20 protein-coding genes are annotated in these 21,926 nt (G+C 62.0%); 18 read left to right on the forward strand and 2 right to left on the reverse strand.

What is annotated here, in order from left to right:
- The first annotated feature begins 42 nt into the window (after positions 1-42).
- The 12 genes from DFO68_RS00645 to DFO68_RS00705 all read left to right on the forward strand — a co-directional run bounded on the left by DFO68_RS00645 (position 43) and on the right by DFO68_RS00705 (position 10,433).
- Complete coding sequence (locus DFO68_RS00645; RefSeq protein WP_133481053.1) at positions 43-1,635, forward strand: ABC-F family ATPase; 1,593 nt, start codon at positions 43-45, stop codon at positions 1,633-1,635.
- A 174-nt stretch (positions 1,636-1,809) separates the two neighbouring features.
- Positions 1,810-2,616 (forward strand): dienelactone hydrolase family protein, encoded by an 807-nt coding sequence (locus tag DFO68_RS00650; RefSeq protein WP_133481055.1) that lies wholly within the window; start codon positions 1,810-1,812, stop codon positions 2,614-2,616.
- Between the two features lie 359 nt (positions 2,617-2,975).
- Complete coding sequence (locus DFO68_RS00655; RefSeq protein WP_133481057.1) at positions 2,976-3,596, forward strand: glutathione S-transferase family protein; 621 nt, start codon at positions 2,976-2,978, stop codon at positions 3,594-3,596.
- 58 nt (positions 3,597-3,654) lie between these two features.
- Positions 3,655-4,323 carry a cupin domain-containing protein gene (locus DFO68_RS00660; RefSeq protein ID WP_133481059.1) on the forward strand — a complete coding sequence of 223 codons (669 nt, stop codon included), beginning with the start codon at positions 3,655-3,657 and terminating at the stop codon, positions 4,321-4,323.
- A gap of 144 nt (positions 4,324-4,467) precedes the next feature.
- Positions 4,468-5,040: a TetR/AcrR family transcriptional regulator gene (locus tag DFO68_RS00665; RefSeq protein ID WP_133481061.1), complete on the forward strand. Its 573-nt coding sequence runs from the start codon at positions 4,468-4,470 to the stop codon at positions 5,038-5,040.
- Positions 5,041-5,219: 179 nt separating this feature from the next.
- Entirely contained in the window at positions 5,220-5,645 is a 426-nt protein-coding gene (locus DFO68_RS00670; RefSeq protein ID WP_133481063.1) for an organic hydroperoxide resistance protein, read from the forward strand.
- Entirely contained in the window at positions 5,642-6,109 is a 468-nt protein-coding gene (locus tag DFO68_RS00675) for a MarR family winged helix-turn-helix transcriptional regulator (RefSeq protein WP_133481065.1), read from the forward strand. Before DFO68_RS00670 ends, DFO68_RS00675 begins: the two co-directional genes overlap by 4 nt.
- 48 nt (positions 6,110-6,157) lie before the next feature.
- A complete protein-coding gene (locus DFO68_RS00680) occupies positions 6,158-7,246 on the forward strand; it encodes an aldo/keto reductase (protein WP_133481067.1) in 1,089 nt (362 codons plus the stop codon).
- A 121-nt stretch (positions 7,247-7,367) separates the two neighbouring features.
- A complete protein-coding gene (locus DFO68_RS00685; protein WP_133481069.1) occupies positions 7,368-8,273 on the forward strand; it encodes an SDR family NAD(P)-dependent oxidoreductase in 906 nt (301 codons plus the stop codon).
- Between the two features lie 230 nt (positions 8,274-8,503).
- Complete coding sequence (locus DFO68_RS00690; protein ID WP_133481071.1) at positions 8,504-8,968, forward strand: 2-hydroxyacyl-CoA dehydratase; 465 nt, start codon at positions 8,504-8,506, stop codon at positions 8,966-8,968.
- A gap of 412 nt (positions 8,969-9,380) precedes the next feature.
- Positions 9,381-9,992, forward strand: a complete 612-nt coding sequence (locus DFO68_RS00700; protein ID WP_133481074.1) for a L,D-transpeptidase family protein — start codon at positions 9,381-9,383, stop codon at positions 9,990-9,992.
- Between the two features lie 177 nt (positions 9,993-10,169).
- Positions 10,170-10,433, forward strand: a complete 264-nt coding sequence (locus DFO68_RS00705; RefSeq protein ID WP_133481076.1) for an Lpp/OprI family alanine-zipper lipoprotein — start codon at positions 10,170-10,172, stop codon at positions 10,431-10,433.
- A 121-nt stretch (positions 10,434-10,554) separates the two neighbouring features.
- On the opposite strand, the gene DFO68_RS00710 is transcribed toward DFO68_RS00705, so the two are convergent.
- Together DFO68_RS00710 and mfd are read right to left on the reverse strand one after the other, a co-directional pair.
- A complete protein-coding gene (locus DFO68_RS00710; RefSeq protein WP_243726371.1) occupies positions 10,555-11,634 on the reverse strand; it encodes a L,D-transpeptidase family protein in 1,080 nt (359 codons plus the stop codon).
- A 174-nt stretch (positions 11,635-11,808) separates the two neighbouring features.
- Positions 11,809-15,258: a transcription-repair coupling factor gene (mfd, locus tag DFO68_RS00715; RefSeq protein WP_133481080.1), complete on the reverse strand. Its 3,450-nt coding sequence runs from the start codon at positions 15,256-15,258 to the stop codon at positions 11,809-11,811.
- 224 nt (positions 15,259-15,482) lie between these two features.
- Between mfd and DFO68_RS00720 the strand changes: the two genes are divergently transcribed.
- From DFO68_RS00720 to nqrE, 6 genes are all read left to right on the forward strand, one after another.
- On the forward strand, positions 15,483-16,946 hold the full coding sequence (locus tag DFO68_RS00720) for a glyceraldehyde-3-phosphate dehydrogenase (RefSeq protein WP_133481082.1): 1,464 nt from the start codon (positions 15,483-15,485) through the stop codon (positions 16,944-16,946).
- Between the two features lie 276 nt (positions 16,947-17,222).
- Positions 17,223-18,572, forward strand: a complete 1,350-nt coding sequence (locus DFO68_RS00725) for a Na(+)-translocating NADH-quinone reductase subunit A (RefSeq protein WP_133481084.1) — start codon at positions 17,223-17,225, stop codon at positions 18,570-18,572.
- Entirely contained in the window at positions 18,572-19,798 is a 1,227-nt protein-coding gene (locus tag DFO68_RS00730) for an NADH:ubiquinone reductase (Na(+)-transporting) subunit B (RefSeq protein WP_133481086.1), read from the forward strand. The genes DFO68_RS00725 and DFO68_RS00730 overlap by 1 nt, the downstream gene beginning before the upstream one ends.
- Entirely contained in the window at positions 19,798-20,619 is an 822-nt protein-coding gene (locus tag DFO68_RS00735; protein WP_133481088.1) for a Na(+)-translocating NADH-quinone reductase subunit C, read from the forward strand. Before DFO68_RS00730 ends, DFO68_RS00735 begins: the two co-directional genes overlap by 1 nt.
- Positions 20,620-20,621: 2 nt before the next feature.
- Complete coding sequence (locus DFO68_RS00740; RefSeq protein ID WP_133481090.1) at positions 20,622-21,290, forward strand: NADH:ubiquinone reductase (Na(+)-transporting) subunit D; 669 nt, start codon at positions 20,622-20,624, stop codon at positions 21,288-21,290.
- A 1-nt stretch (position 21,291) separates the two neighbouring features.
- Positions 21,292-21,909, forward strand: coding sequence for an NADH:ubiquinone reductase (Na(+)-transporting) subunit E (gene nqrE, locus DFO68_RS00745; RefSeq protein WP_071945613.1), 618 nt, complete (start codon positions 21,292-21,294; stop codon positions 21,907-21,909).
- Positions 21,910-21,926: the final 17 nt, after the last annotated feature.

Raw genomic sequence — 21,926 nt, forward strand, 5'->3', positions numbered from 1 at the left:
TCTTTTACGTACTTTTTCTTTACGCACTGACTGGACTCTTCATTGATTTCCACTGCCAATATCACCATGCAGTTCGGCGCCAAGCCGCTGTTCGAGAATGTCTCCATCAAGTTCGGCAATGGTCACCGTTACGGCCTGATCGGCGCCAACGGCTGCGGCAAGTCCACCTTCATGAAGATCCTCGGCGGTGACCTGGAGCCCTCCTCGGGACAGGTGATGGTCGAGTCTGGGGCCCGGCTCGGCAAGCTGCGCCAGGACCAGTTCGCCTTCGAGGAGGAGCGGGTGATCGACACTGTGATCATGGGCAACGCCGAGCTGTGGTGGGTCGCGGCCGAGCGCGAGCGCATCTACTCCTTACCCGAGATGAGCGAGGCGGACGGCATGGCCGTGGCCGACCTGGAGGTGCGCTTCGCTGAGCTCGACGGCTATACTGCCGAGTCCCGCGCCGGCGAGCTGCTGCTGGGGCTGGGTATCCCGCTGCACCAGCACGCGGGCCCCATGAGCGAGATTGCCCCGGGCTGGAAGTTGCGCGTATTGCTCGCCCAGGCGCTGTTCGCCGACCCCGACGTGTTGCTGCTCGATGAACCCACCAACCATCTGGACATCAACACCATCCGCTGGCTGGAGGGGATGCTCACGGCGCGCAACAGCACCATGATCATCATTTCCCACGACCGCCACTTCCTCAACAGCGTCTGCACCCACATGGCGGACCTGGACTACGGCGAGATCACGCTGTTCCCCGGCAACTACGACGACTACATGACCGCTGCCACCGCCGTCCGCGAACGCCAGCACGCCGACAACGCCAAGAAGAAGGCGCAGATCGCCGAGCTGCAGCAGTTCGTCAGCCGCTTCTCGGCCAATGCCTCGAAGGCCAAGCAGGCAACTTCCCGGGCGCGGCAGATCGACAAGATCAAGCTCGAGGACATCAAGCCCTCCAGCCGGGTCAGCCCCTTCATCCGCTTCGAGCAAGCCAGGAAGATCCATCGCAACGCGGTCAATGTCGAGGCGATCACCAAGGGGTTCGGCGAGGAGTCACCGCTCTTCGAGCGACTCTCGATGACCGTGGAGGCTGGCGAGCGCATCGCCATCATCGGCCCCAACGGTATCGGCAAGACGACCCTGCTCAAGACCCTGGGTGGAGAGCTGCATCCCGATGCCGGTGCCGTGCGCTGGACAGACAGTGCCAAGCTTGGGGTCTTTGCCCAGGACCACGCCGACGACTTCGCCTTTGATGCTACGCTGTTCGAATGGATGGCCCAGTGGACCCAGGGTGGCGAGCAGGAGGTTCGCGGCGCCCTGGGCAGGATGTTGTTCTCCAGTGACGACATCGGCAAGTCGGTCAAGGTGATCTCCGGTGGCGAGCAGGGCCGCATGCTGTTCGGCAAGCTGGCCTTGACCCGACCCAACGTGCTGCTGATGGATGAGCCGACCAACCACCTGGACATGGAGTCCATCGAGGTGCTCAACCTGGCCCTGGAGAACTACTCCGGCACCTTGATCTTCGTCAGCCACGACCGCGAGTTCGTCTCATCTCTGGCGACTCGCATTCTGGACATGAGCGAGCAGGGTGTCACCGACTTCAGCGGCAGCTACGATGACTACCTGCGCAGTCAGGGACAGTTCGGCTGATAGCCCACAGAGGTTACAGGGCTGTCATCCTGCGCTTTCTGGCAGCAAAGGCGAGAGCAGCGTGTCGGGCGAGTGATTGAATTTGCGCTGCCTCGCCGGTAAAACGTCCTGTGAACCTTGGCAGATGCCCTTCCGTACTCAAGAACATAACCCAACCAAACAGGAGCAAGACAGATGATGAGCACCCTGAAAACCGCCTTGGTAGCGGCAACGCTTTCTCTCACTGTTGCAAGCACCCAGGTGCTGGCAGAAATGCAAACCAGCACCATCGAGTATCAAGTCGGCGACAAGAACTTCACCGGCTACATGGCCTGGGATGATGAATCCGGGCAGAAACGTCCGGGTGTACTGGTGGTCCATGAATGGTGGGGGCACAATGACTTCGCCCGGAATCAGGCGGAACGCCTTGCTGAAGCCGGCTATACGGCATTTGCGCTGGACATGTATGGCTCCGGCAAACAAGCCGAGCATCCTGAGACGGCAAAGAAGTTCATGCAGGAAGCCACCAGCGACATGGACCAGGTCAAGGCACGTTTCATGAAGGCGCTGGATATCCTGAAGAGCCATGAGAGCGTTGATGCTTCCCGCATTGCGGCACAAGGCTACTGCTTTGGCGGCGGCGTGGTGCTGAACATGGCGCGCATGGGCGTGGATATGGATGGTGTCGTCAGCTTCCACGGGGCTCTCGGTAGCCCCCTCACGGCTGAACCCGGAGATGTAAAAGCCAGAATCCAGGTGTACACCGGCGGTGCCGATAAGCTAGTCCCCTCCGATCAGGTCGCAGGCCTGGTAAAAGAGATGCAGGATGCTGGAGTCGACTTAACCCTAGTGAGCTTCCCCGGAGTGCTGCACTCATTCACCAACCCGAACGCTGACAAGGTTGCCAAGCAGTTCAGCATGCCAGTGGGTTATGACAAAGAGGCCGCCAACCGTTCCTGGGAGGGCACCATGCGGTTCTACAAGGCGATTTTCGCCCAGTAATACCAGCGAGAGCAAAAACCAGGGTGTAGCGCATCAATCTGGATGAGGCCAACCTCTCCACCCGCGCGGAACTCGATGACCGATCTGCGAACGGATTTCGTTGCAAGTCTTCGATTCGGTCATCCATCTCGCCACAAGCTCAGTAGCGCGCGTTTCAAGCTTTACCACGCGCGTTATTGAGCTTGACGGCATTGGCAGCGCGGAGCTATCACTCGCCCGCTTCCTGGCTCCATCCTCGGCCGGAATGTTTCCCCAGCATCTCAACCGGCAGATTCGATGGATGTCTGCCTCTTGCAAACCTACCTATCAGAAGGTAGGGTGAGTTCTTGCACTCACTCAACATTGCTAGAGGTCAACCAATGAAAATCTACGATACCGAAGGCTTCCCGAACCCGCTGCGCGTTCGCATCGCCCTGGCAGAAAAAGGCGCAACGAATCAGGTGGAATTTATCCCGGTGGATGTGATGGGGGCCGAACACCGTTCCGAGGGGTTCCGGGCAAAGAACCCGGATGCCACCGTGCCCGTGCTGGAGCTTGACGACGGTACCTGCATCGCCCAGTGCAACGCCATCACCGAATATATCGACGGGGTCTTTGATGGCCCGTCCCTCACGGGCACAACCCCAAAGGAGCGCGCCTGTATTGCGATGATGAATCTGCGGGCAGAAAACGGTCTGATGAACGCCGTGGGTGCCTATTTCCACCACGCGACCCCGGGGCTCGGCCCGGATCTGGAGACCTGGCAATGCGCTGAATGGGGTAACAAACAGAAAGAAGTTGCCAGCGCCACCATGGCCTACCTGGACAGGGTTCTGGCGGACAATGAGTTTGTTGCCGGCGAGAGCTTTTCGGTTGCAGATATCACTACCTATGCCGGCCTGGTGTTTGCGGATTTTGCCAAGGTTGATATTCCCGGGTCCCTGAGCAATCTCCGGGCCTGGCGCGCAAAAGTCGCAGCCCGTCCGTCCATTGCCGGATGAGCCGGGACATTCAGGTTCAACACATGAATTGAACTCATGAATAAAGGGAGGCGATCTCATGGAGATCAATGCGAACTTCTCCGAACCGGTTGTCGTGCATTCCGATCAGCTTGAATGGCAGCCGTCACCCATGAAAGGGGTGGAGCGGCGCATGCTGGACCGGATCGGGGATGAAGTGGCCCGAGCCACCACCATCGTGCGGTATGCACCCGGCAGCCATTTCTCGGCGCATACCCATACCGGGGGCGAGGAATTCATCGTACTGGAGGGCGTATTCCAGGATGAGCACGGCGACTTCCCTGCCGGCACCTATGTGCGCAATCCCCCGACCACATCACATATCCCGCGCTCTGAGGAGGGGTGCACGATTTTTGTAAAACTCTGGCAGTTCGACCTGGACGACCGTACCCAGTTCAGCAAGAACATGGAAGCCGGGCTGGGTGCCCCGGTGGACGGCGTTGCCACCGCAAAGCTGCACGAGGACGACCGGGAGATCGTGACCTACAGCAAGCTGGATGCGGGGGCGACACTGACCTCGGAGGCACCCGGCGGGATCGAACTGCTGGTGATCGACGGCACGGTCACGGTGGACGGCGAGGTGCTGGGCCGGCATGACTGGCTGCGCCTGCCCGAAGGACAGCCGTTGTCCGCGCGGGCCGGAAGCGACGGCGCGAAGCTCTGGATGAAGACCGGGCATCTGCGCTTTGCCGGGGCACCGTCTCTCTAGCACCCCGGCTCAGGCTTGGCAGGGGCTGCACTCGCGATATGGCCAGAGAATTCCTGGGCATGGGGCAGCCCCTTTCGGTTAACGCGCAGGGAGACGTCAGGCCCGTCAATGGCACGAGGGAACCACATAGACAGGTAAATGACCATGAACCGGGATACCAGAACCGCCCTGATGGATCTTGCCGAACACAGCGTCCGGTCACGGGGCTTTGACGGCTTCAGCTATGCGGACCTGGCTGAGGCCGTCGGCATTCGAAAGGCCTCCATCCACTATCATTTTCCCACCAAGGCGAATCTCTCCGAAGCCTTGATCGAGCGCTATCAGACCCACCTGCAGCAGGGCCTGGCCGGGATAGAAACAACCCATTCCAGCGCCGGCGCACGCCTTGAGGCGCTGATTGCCCTGTATCGCTCGGCGCTGCATGATGGCCGGACCGTGTGCCTGTGTGTTGCCTTTTCCATCTGCCGCGAGAGCCTGTCCGATGCGGTTATCGCCAAAGTCGGTGCCGTTCGCGTCATGGTACTGCAATGGCTCACGGCTATGTTCGAGCTGGGGCAAAGGGACGGATCAATCGCGGCCATCCAGGATCCGACCGATGAGGCGCACGCCACCCTGGCTACCCTGGAAGGCGCCCACCTGGCAGCGCGCACCGAAGAAGATTCAGCCGTGTTCGATGCCGCCACGCGCCTCCTGAGCGCCCGCTGCCATGCATGTTGATCTTGTTTGCTTGATTAAACTGAGGGGCAAACTGGAATCTGCATCCGAGCAGCTCCATTGCGTGACCGTAATAAGCTAACCGCGTCGCGCGATACCCTCGACACCCGACAGCATTGACCTTTGCATGAATTGTATGGCTAGCGATATAGTTGCATGCGATATAATCAAGGAGATAAAACATGAGCACACTCTACTCAACCACTGTTAACGCCATCGGCGGTCGCAACGGCACGGTAAAAAGCACCGACGGGCTTCTCGACCTCAAGCTCGCGATGCCCGGCAGCCTTGGTGGCCAGGGCGACGCGACCAATCCTGAACAACTTTTTGCGGCCGGTTATGCTGCCTGCTTCGGCAATGCAGTGATCCATGTCACTCGCAACCAGGAGCACAAGCTTCAGGATCGTGATGTCGAAGTGGCCGCCACCGTCGGCCTGGAGCCGAATGGCAGCGGCGGTTTTGCGTTGACCGTCGCGCTTGATGTCACGCTGGCCGGCGTTGACCAGGCGGCAGCCGAGAAGATCGTTGCCCAGGCCCATGAGGTCTGCCCCTATTCCAATGCCACCCGCGGCAATATCGATGTTGCGCTGAGTGCAAAGACGCGATGACGGGTAGGGCGCACAGAGACGGTGCCAGCGAGTGGCTCCGTCTCGACCGTCAGGTCTGCTTTCCCCTCTACGCGGCGACCAACCTGATGCAGCGCCTGTATCGCCCGCTACTGGCGCCGCTGGGGCTGACCTATTCGCAATATCTGGTATTGCTGGTGCTATGGGAGCGCGGCCGTACCCACGTCGGCGAATTGCGCGATTGCCTCTACCTTGATGCTGGCACCATCACCCCCCTGCTCAAGCGCATGGAGCAAGGTGGCCTGGTGACCCGCAGGCGAGACAGTAAGGACGAGCGTCGTGTGATCATCGCACTCACCCCGCACGGCACTGCGTTACGGGAGCAGGCCTGGCGGATTCCCGAAGCGCTTGCGGCCCGGATCGGCTTTGACGCCGCAGAGGGAGCACAGCTTCATGATGTCACCACCTCGCTGGTAGAGAGGCTGCAAGTGCTGGTCAAACAGTGAGGTTCGCAGCACGCTTTCAATATAATTCACTTCACGAGGAGGCGAAATATGGCAACTAACAACCTACCGCGGTTCCATGAAGACAACCGTCTACGCTACAAGGCGCTGGGGGACTCGGGCCTGTTCGTATCCGAGCTCTGCCTGGGGACCATGACCTTCGGCGGCGGCGATGAGGGGATCTGGGGCCTGATCGGCAATCTGCAGCAGGAGCAGGCCGACGAGCTGATGAAGATCGCCCTGGAGGCGGGCATCAACTTTATCGATACCGCGAACGTCTATGGCTTCGGTGCCAGTGAACGCATCGTCGGCCAGTCACTGAAGAACCTCGGCGTTCCCCGCGAGGATGTGGTGCTGGCCACCAAGGTGCTTGGCCCCATGGGGGATGGCCCCAATGCCCGTGGTGCTTCCCGCGGCCACATCATGAGTGAATGCAAGGCGAGCCTGGCGCGCCTGCAGACGGACTATATCGACCTGTACCAGATCCATGGTTTTGACCCGGCTACACCGATCGAGGAAACCCTGGAGGCACTGAACACCCTGGTGCAGCAGGGCCATGTGCGGTATGTGGGTCTGTCCAACTGGGCCGCCTGGCAGGTAATGAAAGCCATCGGCATCACCCGGGCCCGCAATCTGTGCCCGATCACCTCCCTGCAGGCCTACTACACCCTGGTGGGTCGCGACCTGGAGCGGGACATTGTGCCGATGCTGGCATCCGAGAAGGTCGGGCTGATGGTGTGGAGCCCGCTGGCAGGGGGCTACCTGTCGGGCAAATACGAAGGGCCGGACGTTTCCGAGGAAAACCGCCGCGCCCAGTTTGACTTCCCGCCTGTCAACCGCGAACGGGGCAGCGAGGTTATCAGGGTCATGCGGGAGATTGCCGATGGCAAGCAGGTCGACGGCGAGCCGGTCAGCGTGGCCCAGATCGCCCTGGCCTGGCTGCTACACCAGAAACCTGTGACCAGCATTATTGTGGGTGCCAAACGGCCCGACCAGCTCAAGGCCAATATCCGGGCGACCGGAGTACGCCTGTCGGATGACGAGCTGGCCGCCCTGGATGAGGTCAGCCGCCTGCCGGAGGAGTATCCGGGCTGGATGCTGGAGCGGCAAGGGGAGTATCGGGCGCACGCGAAAGAGTGAGCACTGGCACCGCGCCGGCATCAGGACTTGTCCTCTGATTGTCGAAAAGGAGATCTTCTATAAACGGGCAGATCAAGGGCCTGACGGCCATCGATCCGCCCAACCACCGAAGGAGGTAGACATGTCATCCCTTGACACCCAGTTCCTTTCCCTGACGGAACATCACGGCCGATACGAGGCCACCAATCCGGCTGCAGCGCTGAAAGATAGCGCGTCGGGCAAGGTGATCTTCATTACCGGCGGATCACGGGGAATCGGCCAGGCCACGGCTGTCGCCTTCGCCGAGGCGGGCGCAAGGGCGGTCTATCTGACCGCGCGCTCAGAGCCGGCACTCGAGGAGACACGGGAGCTGATCCGACAGGCAAACCCGAATACCCAGTGCGCCTACTCGACGTGCGATGTCACCCGCCCGGAGCAGGTCGAAGCTGCCGTTGCCGATTGCGTGAAAACATTCGGCGGCATCGACGTGGCCGATGCCAACGCCGGCCACCTTGCGCATTGGGCGAAGATCGGTGAGTCCGACCCCGATCACTGGTGGCACACCTGGGAAGTCAACGTAAGAGGGGCCTATCACGTCATACGTTTCTGCATCCCGCATCTTATCGAGTCTGCGAAAAAGTGGGCCGCCGAAGGATCAAGTGGCGGTCATCTGATCCTGCTGTCGTCGGTTGGCGCGCAGATGCTGTCCCCGACGGGATCCGATTACCAGACATCCAAGCACGCGATCAACCGTCTGTGTGAATTCGTCACCGTGGATCATGGTCAGGACGGCATTAAATGCTTCGCCATCCATCCCGGCGGAGTGGCCACCGAACTCGGGCAGAACATGCCAGAGGAGATGCACGCCTATCTCACCGATAGCCCCGAGCTGGCGGCCGGTTTTATTGTCTGGCTGGCCTCCGGCAACGCAGATTGGGCCACGGGGCGCTATCTCAGCGCCAACTGGGATGTCGGCGAACTCGTCTCGCTCAAGGATGAGGTGCTGCACGACGATTTATTGGTGAATCGTTTGCGCGCCAGGCTGTGAAAAGTCATTTTTGACGTTAGTTTGCTGAGATTGGCCGGCGTGGTGCTAATCTGCTCGTCGTAGCAGTGAATGGTCTACAACGCCGGGCAACATCAGGCGGTGGGACGTAAGGCGGCAGATACAATCCCTACAGCATTGATATGCATCAAGCGTGATGGGCACGACTTGGCTAGGATAAAGGCAATTCACTATCCGCCCATCTCGGGGCATCAAGGGGAGGAGGAGCCGCAATGCGCTTTCATCAGGTCAAGGAGCTGGTCGCCTGGGCGGCCGATTACCATCGTGGGCTCGCCGAACAGTATGACCAGCTGGCCGCCACTGACGTCAACGACCGGGTGCGCATGGCATTGGAGTACCTGGCCGAACATGAACGCAAGATGCAGCGCGAGCTAACCAGCTACCTCGAAGAGGAGAGCAAGCATCGCAACGTCCTTGAGACCTGGTTCGACGATCCTGCCGACTTTCCCCATGCGCCCACCCTCGAGCGCCTCACCCACAACATATCCTGCGATAGCGTACAGGATGTGCTCTCCACCGCGTTGACCATGCACAGGACGCTGCAGGATCTTTACGCGCATCGTGTCGAATTGGCCTCTGCACAGGCTGAGCGGGAATTCTTCGCTTCACTTTCCAGCGGGCACGAGGCCGAGGTTCGACGCTTGGTGCGTGACATGCAACGACTCGAGGACTATTGAGGACAAGGCGATAACCCAGCGGATCTAGACGGCAAGGCATCGCTTCCTGCCTCGCCGCGCGGCGTTGCTTGCCGACGAGCCACCGGGGGGCGATGACGATGCCATAATGGCCCACGTGCTGCTTGAGGAGGCTATCTTGGCGCGGGCCAGCGATATCCATCTCGATCCCTCGCAAGATCGCTGTCGCCTGCGTTTGCGCATCGAAGGTCGTCTTGTCGATGTTCTCGAACTCACTGACGGCCTTACGCTGGCCAGCCAGTTCACGGTACTCGCTGGGCTTGATCCGCTGCCCTCGCATGTTACTTACGTTCGATCGCCCTGGACCATGCCCCTCACAGTCGGGGATCAATCCGGTATAACATAGAGTCGCTACGAAGCCTTTCATTTCCCGCATGAGCCAGAGACGTCATCGATGAAGCCCCTTTCCCGTCGCCGCTTCGGCTTGCTGGCGCTGAGCTCGCCCTTGCTGCTGCTGGCTACTCCCGCCTCTGCCAGCCAGATGGACAGCCTGCTGGCCCGTGCCATCGTTCCTCGGCATGACAGCGAACGGTGGGTGCTGGTTGAAGACCAGGAGTCGTCACTGAGCCTCTATCGTGGCAAGCGGCGTGTCGAGCGCTTCGCACCCGTCTCGCTGGGCCGCGGTGGGGCCAAGCCGCAGCGCCAACGGGGCGACCGTGCCACGCCGCTCGGCGAGTTCCGGGTCAACCGTTTCAACCGGCACAGCAAGTTTCATATCTTCATCGGGCTCGACTACCCCACGCCCACCCATGCGCGCATGGCCCTGGAGGCCGGGGTGTACAGTCAACAGGACTTTGACGACTACTTCTCCTACTATCGTCGCCACGGCTATCCACCCCAGGATACGGTGCTCGGTGGCTTCATCGGGATCCACGGGGTCGGCGAGGGGGATCCTGAGATTCACCAGCGGTTTCACTGGACCAATGGTTGCGTGGCTGTGACCAACGCCCAGATCGAACGACTGTCGTCGTTGATCGACATTGGCACGCGTGTCGTGATCCGCTAAGCTTTACATTCGCAAGGGACGTTCTAAGCTGTGGACAGTCGCCGCTGCTTATCACTAAACGGCGTTTGACTCCTGTGCTTCGCAGCAGAAGTCGCTGCAAGAAGGCCTGCTTTTGCAGGAAGCCTGATTCTCAGGCAACACCAACGCAGTACCCAAGGAAGACTCAAGGAGAACACCATGACTCTGAAGACTACCCTGAAGCTGACCGCCGCTGCCGCTTCGCTGGCCATTCTGGCCGGTTGTGCCTCCAACAGCGCTCTGGAAGACGTTCGCATGACTGCCGAGTCAGCCCAAGCTGATGCAGCAGAGGCACGCAGCATCGCTAACCAGGCGCAGAACACTGCCAACAAGGCTCAGCGCGACGCTCAGGCGGCCCTGCAGATGTCCCAGCAGAACCGCGACGAAATGAACCGCATGTTCGAGCGTTCCATGCGTAAGTGATTGTTCTCCACCGCCCTGCCGGGTGGTGGTTGAACCTTCAAGACAGGGGCCTCGCCGGTAACGGCGAGGCCCCTGTCGTTGGTGGATGTTGTTATCTGCTGCGCAATCAGGCCTGCAGCGCTCAGCTTTCCTCAGACTGGTTCTCGCGGGAGTCGTTATCGGCCGCGATTAGCTCCAGCCGATCCCAGAGCGTCTCGGGCGCGGGCTCGGGGGCAGAAACGCCAAGGGCGACGGGGATGCCCCTTGGCACCTCTACCACCTCGCGCAGGCGAGCATAGTCCACCGGGTAATCGAGCCCGCTGGTCGCCTCGTCCACCTCATCCAGGGCCTCGGTGATGCGCTGGATGGTGGTGCCGTCTTCCTCGTCTAGGTAGGGGTAGGCCTGGACGTGCAGGGTGCCTTCCTCCCAGCCGAGCTTGAGCGTCTCATTGATCAGCGTGACCTGGGTGCCGACCGGCAGGCGCGGGAAGAGGGCTTCGATGTCTTCAGGCAGCATGCGGATGCAGCCATGGGTTACGCGCATACCGACACCCTCGGGTTTGTTGGTGCCATGGATCAGATAGCCGGGAATGCCCAAGCGCATTTTGCGGGTGCCCAGCGGATTGTCCGGCCCGGCTGGCACGACGTTCGGCAGGTAGCGACCCTCCTCGGCATGCTCCTGAATGATCGACTTTGGCGGGTACCAGGCCGGGTTCTTGACCTTCTCGGTGATGCGCGTGGTACCCAGGGGCGTGTTCCAGTCCATGCGCCCGACCGCGATGGGGTAGGTCTCGACGCGGGGCGTCTCGCCCTCCTCGGCAGGCGGGTAGTAGTAGAGGCGCATCTCCGCCACGTTGACCACCACACCTTCACGGGGGCCCTCGGGGAGAATGAAGCGTCCGGGAATCACGATCTCGGTGCCCGGCAAGGGCGCCCAGATACTGATCCCCGGATTGGCGCGCACCATCTCCTGGTAGCCGATGCCATGCGCATGGCCAATATCAATCAGGGTGTCGCCGGATTCGGCGGTCACGGTATAGACCTCACCGACCAGATCCCCCTCTTCGGGCAGCGGGTAGTAGCCGCGGGGCCACGCCTCGTTGCTCGGGCTATCGCCAGTGACCTGATCGGTACTGGCCTGGAGGGGGGCGGCCAGGCCGGCACAAAGCCCCAGCGCCATGATGAATCGGGCGGCGTGCCCGAACGGGGAAACGTGCTTCATGAACGTCATGCTCTCGTGGTTGCCATTGGTCGGGGGGCTGCGATGGGTGCTTCCTGGGCGTCTTGACCCGATAGTATCGCCCAGGCATCGAGTCATCTGCCAGTTCCACTTGGTCAGGTTTGAGATTCGAGGTTCGACGGGGCTGGCCCCTCGCTTTCTCGTTTCTCGAGCCTGCTACGCTGCCTCGGCCTTGCGATTGAGCGTGTCGAGGAGCTGTTCCACCGCCTGGAAACGGGCCTCTTCCTTCTCCATGGGCGCCTCGAAGCGCAGAGTATCGGCGCCGTCCAGGCGGTAGCGATCCGGAGCGCGCTGGATTAGTTCCACCAGCACCAGCGGGTCGACGACGGTCTGGCTGGCGAAGATCACTCGGCCCTTCTCGGGGCCGGCTTCCAGACGGGTGATGCCCAGGCGTTCGGCACGCTGGCGAAGGCGGGTCTGGTGCAGCAGGGTCTTGACCGGCGTCGGTAACAGGCCGAAGCGGTCGATCATCTCCACTTGCAGCTCTTTGAGCTCGGCTTCGTCGGCGGCGCTGGCGATGCGCTTGTACATCACCAGGCGCTGCTGGACATCCGGTAGGTAATCATCGGGAATCAATGCCGGCAGGTTGAGACTGACCTCCACGCCCTGTTCCAGCGGCGACTCGATATTGGGCGTGCGGCCCTCACGAATCGCCGTTACCGCTCGGTCGAGCATCTGCATGTACAGGCCATAGCCAATGGCCTCCATCTGGCCGCTCTGCTCTTCGCCGAGCAGCTCTCCGGCGCCACGGATCTCCATGTCGTGGCTGGCCAGGGTGAAGCCGGCGCCGAGATCCTCGGCCCCGGCGATGGCCTCCAGTCGCTTGACGGCATCCTGGCTCATCACCCGGGGCGGCGGGGCCAGCAGATAGGCGTAGGCCTGGTGGTGGCTGCGCCCCACGCGCCCACGCAGCTGGTGGAGCTGGGCCAGGCCGAACTTGTCGGCACGCTCAATGATGATGGTGTTGGCGCTGGGCACGTCGATGCCGGTCTCGATGATGGTCGAGCAGACCAGCACATTGAAGCGCTTGTGGTAGAAGTCGGACATCACTCGCTCCAGCGAGCGCTCCGGCAGCTGGCCATGGGCAACGCCGACCCGGGCCTCGGGCACCAGCTCGCGGACCTTCTCGGCGGCGGTCTCGATGGTCTTGACCTCGTTGTGCAGGAAGTAGACTTGGCCGCCGCGCAGGATCTCGCGCAGGATCGCCTCCTTGACCACCGCCTCGTCACGCTGCTGGACGAAGGTCTTCACCGACAGGCGGCGGGCAGGGGGCGTGGCGATGATCGATAGGTCGCGCATGCCGCTCATCGCCATGTTCAGCGTGCGCGGGATCGGCGTGGCAGTCATGGTCAGAATGTCTACCTCGGCGCGCAGGCTCTTCAAGCGCTCCTTCTGGGCTACGCCGAAACGGTGCTCCTCGTCGATGATCAACAGCCCCATATGGGGCAGCTTGGTGCTCTTCGAGAGGAGCTTGTGGGTGCCGATGACGATGTCTGCCTGGCCCTCCTCGATACGCCTGAGCGACGCGGCCTGCCCCTTGCCGGCGGTGAAGCGAGAGATCAGCTCGATGTTCACCGCGGTATCGGCGAAGCGGTCGCGGAAGTTCTCGTAGTGCTGGCGGGCGAGCAGGGTGGTGGGGACCAGCACCACCACCTGACGACCGGAATGCACAGCGAGGAAGGCCGCCCGCATGGCGACTTCGGTCTTGCCGAAGCCTACGTCACCGCACACCACTCGGTCCATGGGCCGTGGAGCGGTCATGTCGCCGATCACCGCCTGGATGGCGGCACGCTGGTCGGGGGTCTCCTCGAAGGGGAAGCTGGCGGCGAAGCGAGCGTACTCGGCATCGGGCGGTGCGCAGGCAAAGCCCTCCCGGGCCTCGCGGCGCGCGTAGATGTCAAGCAGCTCGGCGGCGGTGTCGCGAATCTTCTCGGCGGCGCGCCGGCGTGCCTTGTCCCACTGGTCCGAGCCCAGCCGGTGCAGCGGCGCCAGCTCGTCGTCGGTCCCAGCGTAGCGCGAGATCAGGTGCAGATTGTCCACCGGCACATACAGGCGTGCTTGGTCGGCGTACTCCAGGGTCACGAACTCGGCGGCCTGGCCGCCGGCCTCAATCGTCTCCAGGCCCATGTAGCGGCCCACGCCATGGGCCTGGTGGACCACCGGGGCACCGGGGCGCAGCTCCGAAAGGTGGCGAATCGCCAGCTCGTTATCGTCGGTGGCCCGCTCACGGCGGCGGCTCTGGCGGACCACCTCACCGAATAGCTCCGTCTCGCTGATCACCGCCAAGTCCGGGTCGGTCAGCCATAGCCCGGTATCGATTTCGCCTTCGGTGATCGCCAGGCGCGCGTCGCTTTCCAGGAAGGCCGGAAAGTCCTCCACGTGGCGCAGCGAGAGGTGCAGCGGCGCCAGGGTCTCCTCGAGCGCCTCGCGCCGGCCCCGCGACTCGGCGACGAACAGCACCCGAGTGGCGGGGTGATCGGCAAGGAAGGTCTCCAGGCTGGCCAGCGGCTGCTTGGCGCGGGCATTCACCGTCACCGTGGGTGGCGTCCGGGTGGCAGGCACCACGGCGTGACGGTGGTGCTCATCGTCGGTCAAGGCCACGCGGGGATGGCGCTTGATGGCACCGAACGCCTCGGACACCGGCACGAAGGCGCGGTGCGGGGGAAGCAGTGGGCGGGTGGGGTCGACCCCAAGGTTATCAAAGCGGCTCTCGATGGCCGACCAGTGGTGCTCGGCGGCCTGGTACACCCCGGGCAGCATGGCCACCCGGGTGCCCTCGGCCAGGTGCTCGAAGAGCGTGGCGGTCTCGTCGAAGAACAGCGGCAGGTACTGTTCCAGGCCGGGGGAGGGAATGCCCTTGAGGGCATCCACGTAGAGCGGACACTGGCGGGGATCGACGTCGAACAACGTCTCGAAGTTCTCGCGGAAGCAGGCGATCGCCGAGCGTGACAACGAATACTCGTGGGCGGGCAGCAGTTCAACGCGCTCGACCCGGTCCTGGCTGCGCTGGGTATCCGGGTCGAAGTGGCGCAGGGTGTCGATCTCGTCGTCGAACAGGTCGATGCGCAGCGGCGCCTCTGCGCCCATCGGGTAGAGATCGATCAGCGCGCCGCGCAGGGCGTATTCGCCGGGTTCGTAGACCGTCTCCACGGCACGGTAACCGGCCCGCGACAGGGCATCGCGGAAGGTCTCGCGCTCCAGCGTCTGGCCGGTTTCCAGAGTCATCACTCGCCCGGCGATGTAGTCCACCGGCGGCAGGCGCTGCATCAGGGTGTGGATGGCCGCCAGCACGATGCCGTGCTCGCCATTCTGCAGCCGGCGCAGCGTGCGCAACCGCGCCGAGACGATGTCCTGGTGCGGCGAGAAGTTGTCGTAGGGCAGCGTCTCCCAGTCGGGGAACGGCAGCACCGGCAGGTGGCCATAGAAGCACAGGTCACTCTCCAGGCGCTGGGCCGCGGCGGTATCGGGGGTGATCACCAGCAGCGGGGCATCCTCGGCGAGGTGGGCCAGGGCCAGGGCAGTGGCGCTGCCCGGCGGTGTCTGCCAGTAGAGAATGTCGCGCAGCCCCTGGGGGCGAGGCGGGTCGAGCGGCGAGAAATTCGGCATGCGTTCGGTTACCCAACCGTGGTCGTGAGCGAGGGTGAAACTGAGCAAGGGTGAAACAAGGTTGCGAGCATGATACCAGCCTCGTGGCATCGCTGTAGTCCGGGGCTGATTCCTGTAAAACGCCTACAGCGGCTGCGACCATCCTGCGATTGCCCCGCGCGGCGCCACCCCGGATAATACGCCGTAATTCGTTTCCTACTGTTCTCACCAAGGAGAGGTCACCCGTGAGTCAGCACTCCCTCGATAGCGTCTTCCAGGAATGGCACGACAACCAGGCGATCGCCGAGCAGATGATCCCGATGATCGGCAGTCTCTACCGTCGCAACAATGTGGTAGTGACCATGTTCGGGCGCTCGCTTTTTAATCGCAGCGCGATCCGCATCCTCAAGGATCACCGCTTCGTGCGCAAGATCGAGGGAACCGAGCTCTCCGTTCAGGACACCTACCCGCTGGTCCAAGCGATGACCGAGCTCAAGCTGGGCCCGGCTCACGTCGATGTCGGCAAGCTGGGTGTGGCCTTCAAGAAGCAGGGCGGTGGCGATGCCATGGCCTTCCTGCGTCGCGAGCTGGAGGAGATCATCGGCGCCCATGATGCGAGCGGCAGCAATGGCCAGCCCAAGGACGTGGTGCTCTATGGCTTCGGTCGTATCGGCCGGATACTGGCGCGCGTGCTGGTCGAAAAGGCCGGTGGCGGTAGCCTGCTGCGCCTTCGCGCCATCGTGGTGCGCGGCCGCGGCGACATCGCCAAGGATCTGGAGAAACGCGCCAGCCTACTGCGCCGCGATTCGGTGCATGGCCCCTTCAACGGCACCATCAGCGTAGATACTCAGGCGCGCACCATTACCGCCAACGGCAACGTCATCAAGGTGATCTATGCCGATTCCCCCGCTGAGATCGACTACACCGCCTACGGCATCGACAACGCCGTGGTGGTCGACAACACCGGCATCTGGCGCGACGAGGCGGGCCTTGGCCAGCACATCCAGTGCCAGGGCGTGGCTAAGGCGATCCTGACCGCGCCGGGCAAGGGCAACATCGCTAATATCGTCTATGGCATCAACCATCAGGATATCGGCGAGCAGGATCGTATTCTCTCCGCGGCTTCCTGCACCACCAACGCCATCGTGCCGGTGCTCAAGGTGCTCAACGACGAGTTCGGCGTCGAGCATGGCCACGTGGAGAGCGTGCATTCCTATACCAATGACCAAAACCTGATCGACAACTACCACAAGGGCGATCGCCGCGGCCGCAGTGCTCCGCTCAACCTGGTGCTGACCGAGACCGGTGCCGCCCGCGCAGTGGCCAAGGCCCTGCCGGAGTTTGCCGGAAAGCTGACCGGCAACGCCATTCGCGTGCCCACGCCCAACGTCTCCATGGCAATCCTCAACCTTCGCCTGGAGAAGGACACCGATGCCGAAGCGCTCAATGACTTCCTGCGCCGGATGTCGCTGGACTCGCCCTACCAGAAGCAGATCGACTACGTCGATTCGCCCGAAGTGGTCTCCACTGACTTCGTTGGCAATCGCCATGCCGGCATCGTCGACGCCAAGGCGACCATCGCCAACGGCAAGAATGCTGTGGTCTATGTCTGGTACGACAACGAGTTCGGCTATAGCTGCCAGGTGATTCGCATCCTGCAGCACGTCTCCAACGTACATTTCCTCAAGCTGCCGCGCGTCCAGGGCTGACGGCCCTTCGGGCAGTCGCAAGCGACAAGAAGCAAGCCACAAGGAGCCCCCTTGGGTTTGCTTCTTGCGTTTCTGGGTCATTGTGTCTTGCAGCTTGCCCCTCTTTGCGACCATCGGTCAGGTGGTGATCCCCTACGCTTATCTTTATAATATGGTGGATTTTTCGCGGCGGTTCGAGCAAGGCTCGGACCGGGCTGGTAAGCTACTGAAATCGAAGTGTTCGAATCCATTCGAACCCCTTTCTTCATCTTTCCGATCCATCAACTGGGCGAGACTATGATCGACGTCAAGAAAGGCCTGGATCTCCCCATCGCGGGGACACCGGAGGCGCGATTCGAGGATGCGCGTGCGGTGCGCCATGTGGCCGTCCTGGGCACCGACTATGTCGGCATGAAGCCGACCATGGAGGTTCGTGAGGGGGACAGGGTCAAGCTGGGCCAACTGCTGTTCACCGACAAGAAGATCGACGGCGTACGCTTCACGGCACCGGCGGCAGGCGAAGTAGTCGCCATCAACCGCGGCGAGAAGCGCAAGCTGCTTTCGGTGGTGATCAAGGTTGATGACAGCGAGGAGGCGATCGAGTTTACCGCTCACGGCCGTGACAAGCTCGAAGCGCTCGAGCGCCAGACCGTCGTCGATCAGCTGGTCGAATCGGGGCTGTGGATCGCGCTGCGCACCCGGCCCTACTCGCGCACCCCGGCCATCGACAGCTCACCGACCGATATCTTCGTCCCGGCCCTTGATACCCACCCCCTGGCCGCGGACCCCGCCGAGATCATCAACGCCCAGCCCGAGGCCTTCGAAGACGGCCTGAAGGTGCTGGCCCGTCTCACCGAGGGCAAGGTCTACCTCTGCACCGCACCCGATGCCCGCATCCCGGGCACGGATCTCAACGAAGTACAGCACGAGACCTTCGCCGGCCCGCATCCCGCCGGTCTGGTGGGCACCCATATCCATTACCTTTCACCGGTGGCCCTGCACAAGCGCGTCTGGCACATCGGGTATCAGGATGTCATCGCCGTCGGTAAGCTGTTTGCCGAGGGCAAGCTGGATGTCCAGCGCGTAATCGCCGTGGGCGGCCCGCGGGCCGAGAATCCACGCCTGCTGCGCACCCGCCTCGGCGCCTGTACCGACGAGCTGCTCGACGGCGAGGTGATCGATCCCGACGACACCCGCGTGATCTCCGGGTCGGTGTTCGGCGGGGCCACCTGCGCGGGCAGCCTGTGTTACCTGGGGCGCTTTCATAATCAGATCAGCTTGCTCGAGGAGGGCAACAAGCGCGTCTGGATGGGCTGGCTGTCGCTCGGCAAGAACCGCCACTCCGTGATGGGTATCTACCTGTCTAAGTTCACCGGCCTGCACGACTACGCGCCGACCACCTCGACCAATGGCTCCGAGCGTGCCATGGTGCCGGTAGGGGTCTACGAGGAAGTGATGCCGCTGGACATCCTGCCAACCCAGTTGTTGCGCTCGCTGATCGTCGGCGACATTGAGACGGCAATGCAGCTCGGCTGCCTGGAGCTGGATGAAGAGGACCTGGCATTATGCACCTACGTGTGCCCCGGCAAGTACGAGTACGGTCCCATCCTGCGCGATAACCTCACCATGATCGAGAAAGAGGCCTGATGATGGGTATCCGACAGACGCTCGACAACCTCGAGCCGCACTTCCACAAGGGCGGCAAGTACGAGAAGTTCTATCCGCTCTTTGAAGCGGTAGACACCATCTTTTACTCGCCGCCCGATGTGGCCAAGACCACCGCTCATGTGCGTGACGGCATCGATCTCAAGCGCATCATGATCACCGTCTGGCTGTGTACCTTCCCGGCGATGTTCTTTGGCATGTGGAATGCCGGCTGGCTGACCAACCTGGCCATCGCCGACGGTTTTGGCGCCCCTGGCGGCTGGCGAGAGGCGATCGTCACGACCCTGGCCGGTGGCCATGACCCGAGCAGTCTGTGGTCCAACCTGGTGCTGGGCGCCACCTACTTCCTGCCAATCTACCTGGTGACCTTCGTGGTTGGGGGCTTCTGGGAGGTGCTGTTCGCCATCAAGCGTGGCCATGAGGTCAACGAGGGATTCTTCGTCACCTCCGTACTCTATGCGCTGATCCTACCTGCGACCATTCCGTTGTGGCAGGTGGCACTCGGCATCACCTTCGGCGTGGTGATCGGCAAGGAGGTTTTCGGCGGCACTGGCAAGAACTTCCTCAACCCGGCATTGACCGGCCGCGCCTTCCTGTACTTCGCCTATCCGGCGCAACTCTCCGGTGACTCCATCTGGGTGCCGGCCGACGGCTACAGTGGTGCCACCGCGCTGTCCATCGCCTTCCAGGATGGCATGACGACACTCTCCAACCAGTTCAGCTGGTGGGACGCCTTCCTCGGCTTCATCCCGGGATCGATGGGCGAGACCTCGACCCTGGCGATCCTAATTGGGGCGGCGGTGCTACTATGGACCAAGATCGCCTCTTGGCGGATCGTACTGGGTGTTTTTCTGGGCATGGTGGCCACCAGTGTGCTCTTCAACCTGATCGGCTCCGACACTAACCCGATGTTCGCCATGCCCTGGTACTGGCACCTCGTGGTCGGCGGCTTCGCCTTCGGCATGGTGTTCATGGCCACCGACCCGGTCTCCGCCTCGATGACCAATCCGGGGCGCCTGATCTTCGGTGCCCTGATCGGCGTCATGACGGTGCTGATCCGTGTCGTGAACCCGGCGTTCCCCGAAGGCATCATGCTGGCGATCCTGTTCGCCAACCTGTTCGCTCCGCTGATCGATCACTTCTTTGTACAGGCCAACATTAAGCGCCGCCTACAGCGCACCGGTGTGCCGGCCGAGGAGAATGCCTGATGGCACAGAGCAACAACTCCATCAAAAAGATCCTGACGGTGGCGTTCGCACTTTGTATCGTGTGTTCGATCATCGTCTCCACCGCCGCCGTGGCACTGCGCTCCAAGCAGCAGCTCAACCAGGAGCTCGACCGTAAGTCGAATATCCTCGCCGTCGCCGATATCTATAAGCCAGGTATCGACGTCGAGAAAGTCTACAGCGAGAAGATCACCCCGCGTGTCGTCAACCTGGAGACCGGCGAGTACTCCGAGCAGCATGATCCGCAGCGTTACGACGGTTTCCAGGCCGCCAGGGATCCGGCGCAGTCCCGAACCCTGTCCGGCGAGAAGGATATCGCCGGCCTGTCGCGCATCGAGAACTACAGCACGGTCTACCTGGTGGGCGATCCCAACGACCCCCAGCAGATCATCCTGCCGATTCGTGGCCAGGGCCTGTGGGGTCTGATGCGCGGCTATCTCTCCGTAAAGGGGGACGGCAATACCATCAACGGCATCACCTTCTATTCGCATTCCGAGACACCCGGCCTGGGTGGCAGGGTGGATGATCCTCGCTGGAAGTCCCAGTGGGAAGGCAAGCAGATCTTCGCCGATGCCGATAGCGTCCAGCCGGCCATTAAACTCGTCAAAGGGCAGGCCAGCGGCGAGACCGAGGTTGATGCCTTGTCCGGTGCCTCACTGACCAGCAAGGGCGTGAGCAATCTGGTCCAGTTCTGGTTAGGCCCGCAAGGCTTCGGCGAGTACTTGGCCAAGTTCCGCAAGGGTGTGTCCCCGTCCGCCGTCCAGGAAGCGGGCACCGCATCCAAAGCTACTGAAGGAGCCTGATCATGTCTGCACCGACTCCCAAAGGCGTTTTGTTGACGCCGATCTTCAAGAACAACCCCATCGCCCTGCAGATCCTGGGGATCTGTTCGGCGCTGGCGGTTACCAGTAGCATGAGCGTGTCGCTGGTTATGGCGCTGGCGGTGATCTTCGTGACGTCGCTCTCGAGCTTCTTCGTGTCGCTGATTCGCAGCCAGATTCCATCGGCCATCCGCATCATCGTGCAGATGACCATCATCGCCTCGCTAGTCATCGTGGTGGACCAGATCCTCAAGGCCTATGCCTACGAGATGTCCAAGCAGCTCTCGGTATTCGTCGGCCTGATCATCACCAACTGCATCGTGATGGGACGTGCCGAAGGCTTCGCCATGCAGAACCCGCCGCTGCTCAGCTTCCTCGACGGCATCGGCAACGGCCTGGGCTACGGCTTCATCCTGATGGTGGTGAGCTTCTTCCGTGAACTGCTCGGTTCCGGCAGCGTATTCGGCTTTACCGTGCTGAAATCAGTGCAGGATGGCGGCTGGTATGTCCCCAATGGCCTGCTGCTACTGCCGCCGTCGGCATTCTTCATCATCGGCCTGCTCATCTGGGTGATGCGTTCGCTCAATCCGGAACAGGTCGAGGAGAACGAGTTCACCATGAAGCCCAACACCCAGCCGCAGGAGGCCGTGTAACATGGAACACTATCTCAGCTTGTTCGTCGCTTCAGTGTTCGTCGAGAACATGGCCCTGGCGTTCTTCCTGGGGATGTGTACCTTCCTGGCCGTCTCCAAGAAGGTCTCCTCGGCCATTGGCTTAGGTATCGCGGTAATCGTGGTGCTGACCGTCACCGTGCCGGTCAACAACCTGGTCTACACCTTCCTGCTCAAGGAGGGCGCCTTGACCTGGACGGGCATCAGCGGTGCCGAGAACATCGATCTCTCCTTCCTCGGTCTGCTCTCCTATATCGGCGTCATCGCCGCCTTGGTGCAGATCATGGAGATGTTCCTCGACAAGTACGTGCCGGCACTCTACAACGCCCTGGGCGTGTTCCTGCCGCTGATCACCGTGAACTGCGCCATCCTGGGGGGGGTGCTGTTCATGGTCGAGCGCAGCTACAACTTCGGTGAGTCGGTGGTCTATGGCCTGGGGGCCGGCACTGGCTGGGCGCTGGCCATCACCGCACTGGCCGGAATCCGCGAGAAGCTCAAGTACAGTGACGTGCCCGCTTCGCTCCAGGGGCTGGGCATCACCTTCATCACCGTGGGGCTGATGTCGCTGGGCTTCATGTCCTTCTCCGGCATTCAGCTCTGAGGCAGGTCGCGCTTTCC

The organism is Halomonas ventosae (genome assembly GCF_004361885.1).
GTDB classification, from domain to species: domain Bacteria; phylum Pseudomonadota; class Gammaproteobacteria; order Pseudomonadales; family Halomonadaceae; genus Halomonas; species Halomonas ventosae_C.

Coding starts and splice junctions, on each gene's coding strand:
- DFO68_RS00650 (WP_133481055.1), top strand. CDS start 1,810: ATGATGAGCACCCTGAAAACCGCCTTGGTAGCGGCAACGCTTTCTCTC.
- DFO68_RS00655 (WP_133481057.1), top strand. CDS start 2,976: ATGAAAATCTACGATACCGAAGGCTTCCCGAACCCGCTGCGCGTTCGC.
- DFO68_RS00660 (WP_133481059.1), top strand. CDS start 3,655: ATGGAGATCAATGCGAACTTCTCCGAACCGGTTGTCGTGCATTCCGAT.
- DFO68_RS00665 (WP_133481061.1), top strand. CDS start 4,468: ATGAACCGGGATACCAGAACCGCCCTGATGGATCTTGCCGAACACAGC.
- DFO68_RS00670 (WP_133481063.1), top strand. CDS start 5,220: ATGAGCACACTCTACTCAACCACTGTTAACGCCATCGGCGGTCGCAAC.
- DFO68_RS00675 (WP_133481065.1), top strand. CDS start 5,642: ATGACGGGTAGGGCGCACAGAGACGGTGCCAGCGAGTGGCTCCGTCTC.
- DFO68_RS00680 (WP_133481067.1), top strand. CDS start 6,158: ATGGCAACTAACAACCTACCGCGGTTCCATGAAGACAACCGTCTACGC.
- DFO68_RS00685 (WP_133481069.1), top strand. CDS start 7,368: ATGTCATCCCTTGACACCCAGTTCCTTTCCCTGACGGAACATCACGGC.
- DFO68_RS00690 (WP_133481071.1), top strand. CDS start 8,504: ATGCGCTTTCATCAGGTCAAGGAGCTGGTCGCCTGGGCGGCCGATTAC.
- DFO68_RS00700 (WP_133481074.1), top strand. CDS start 9,381: ATGAAGCCCCTTTCCCGTCGCCGCTTCGGCTTGCTGGCGCTGAGCTCG.
- DFO68_RS00705 (WP_133481076.1), top strand. CDS start 10,170: ATGACTCTGAAGACTACCCTGAAGCTGACCGCCGCTGCCGCTTCGCTG.
- DFO68_RS00710 (WP_243726371.1), bottom strand. CDS start 11,634: ATGAAGCACGTTTCCCCGTTCGGGCACGCCGCCCGATTCATCATGGCG.
- mfd (WP_133481080.1), bottom strand. CDS start 15,258: ATGCCGAATTTCTCGCCGCTCGACCCGCCTCGCCCCCAGGGGCTGCGC.
- DFO68_RS00725 (WP_133481084.1), top strand. CDS start 17,223: ATGATCGACGTCAAGAAAGGCCTGGATCTCCCCATCGCGGGGACACCG.
- DFO68_RS00730 (WP_133481086.1), top strand. CDS start 18,572: ATGATGGGTATCCGACAGACGCTCGACAACCTCGAGCCGCACTTCCAC.
- DFO68_RS00735 (WP_133481088.1), top strand. CDS start 19,798: ATGGCACAGAGCAACAACTCCATCAAAAAGATCCTGACGGTGGCGTTC.
- DFO68_RS00740 (WP_133481090.1), top strand. CDS start 20,622: ATGTCTGCACCGACTCCCAAAGGCGTTTTGTTGACGCCGATCTTCAAG.
- nqrE (WP_071945613.1), top strand. CDS start 21,292: ATGGAACACTATCTCAGCTTGTTCGTCGCTTCAGTGTTCGTCGAGAAC.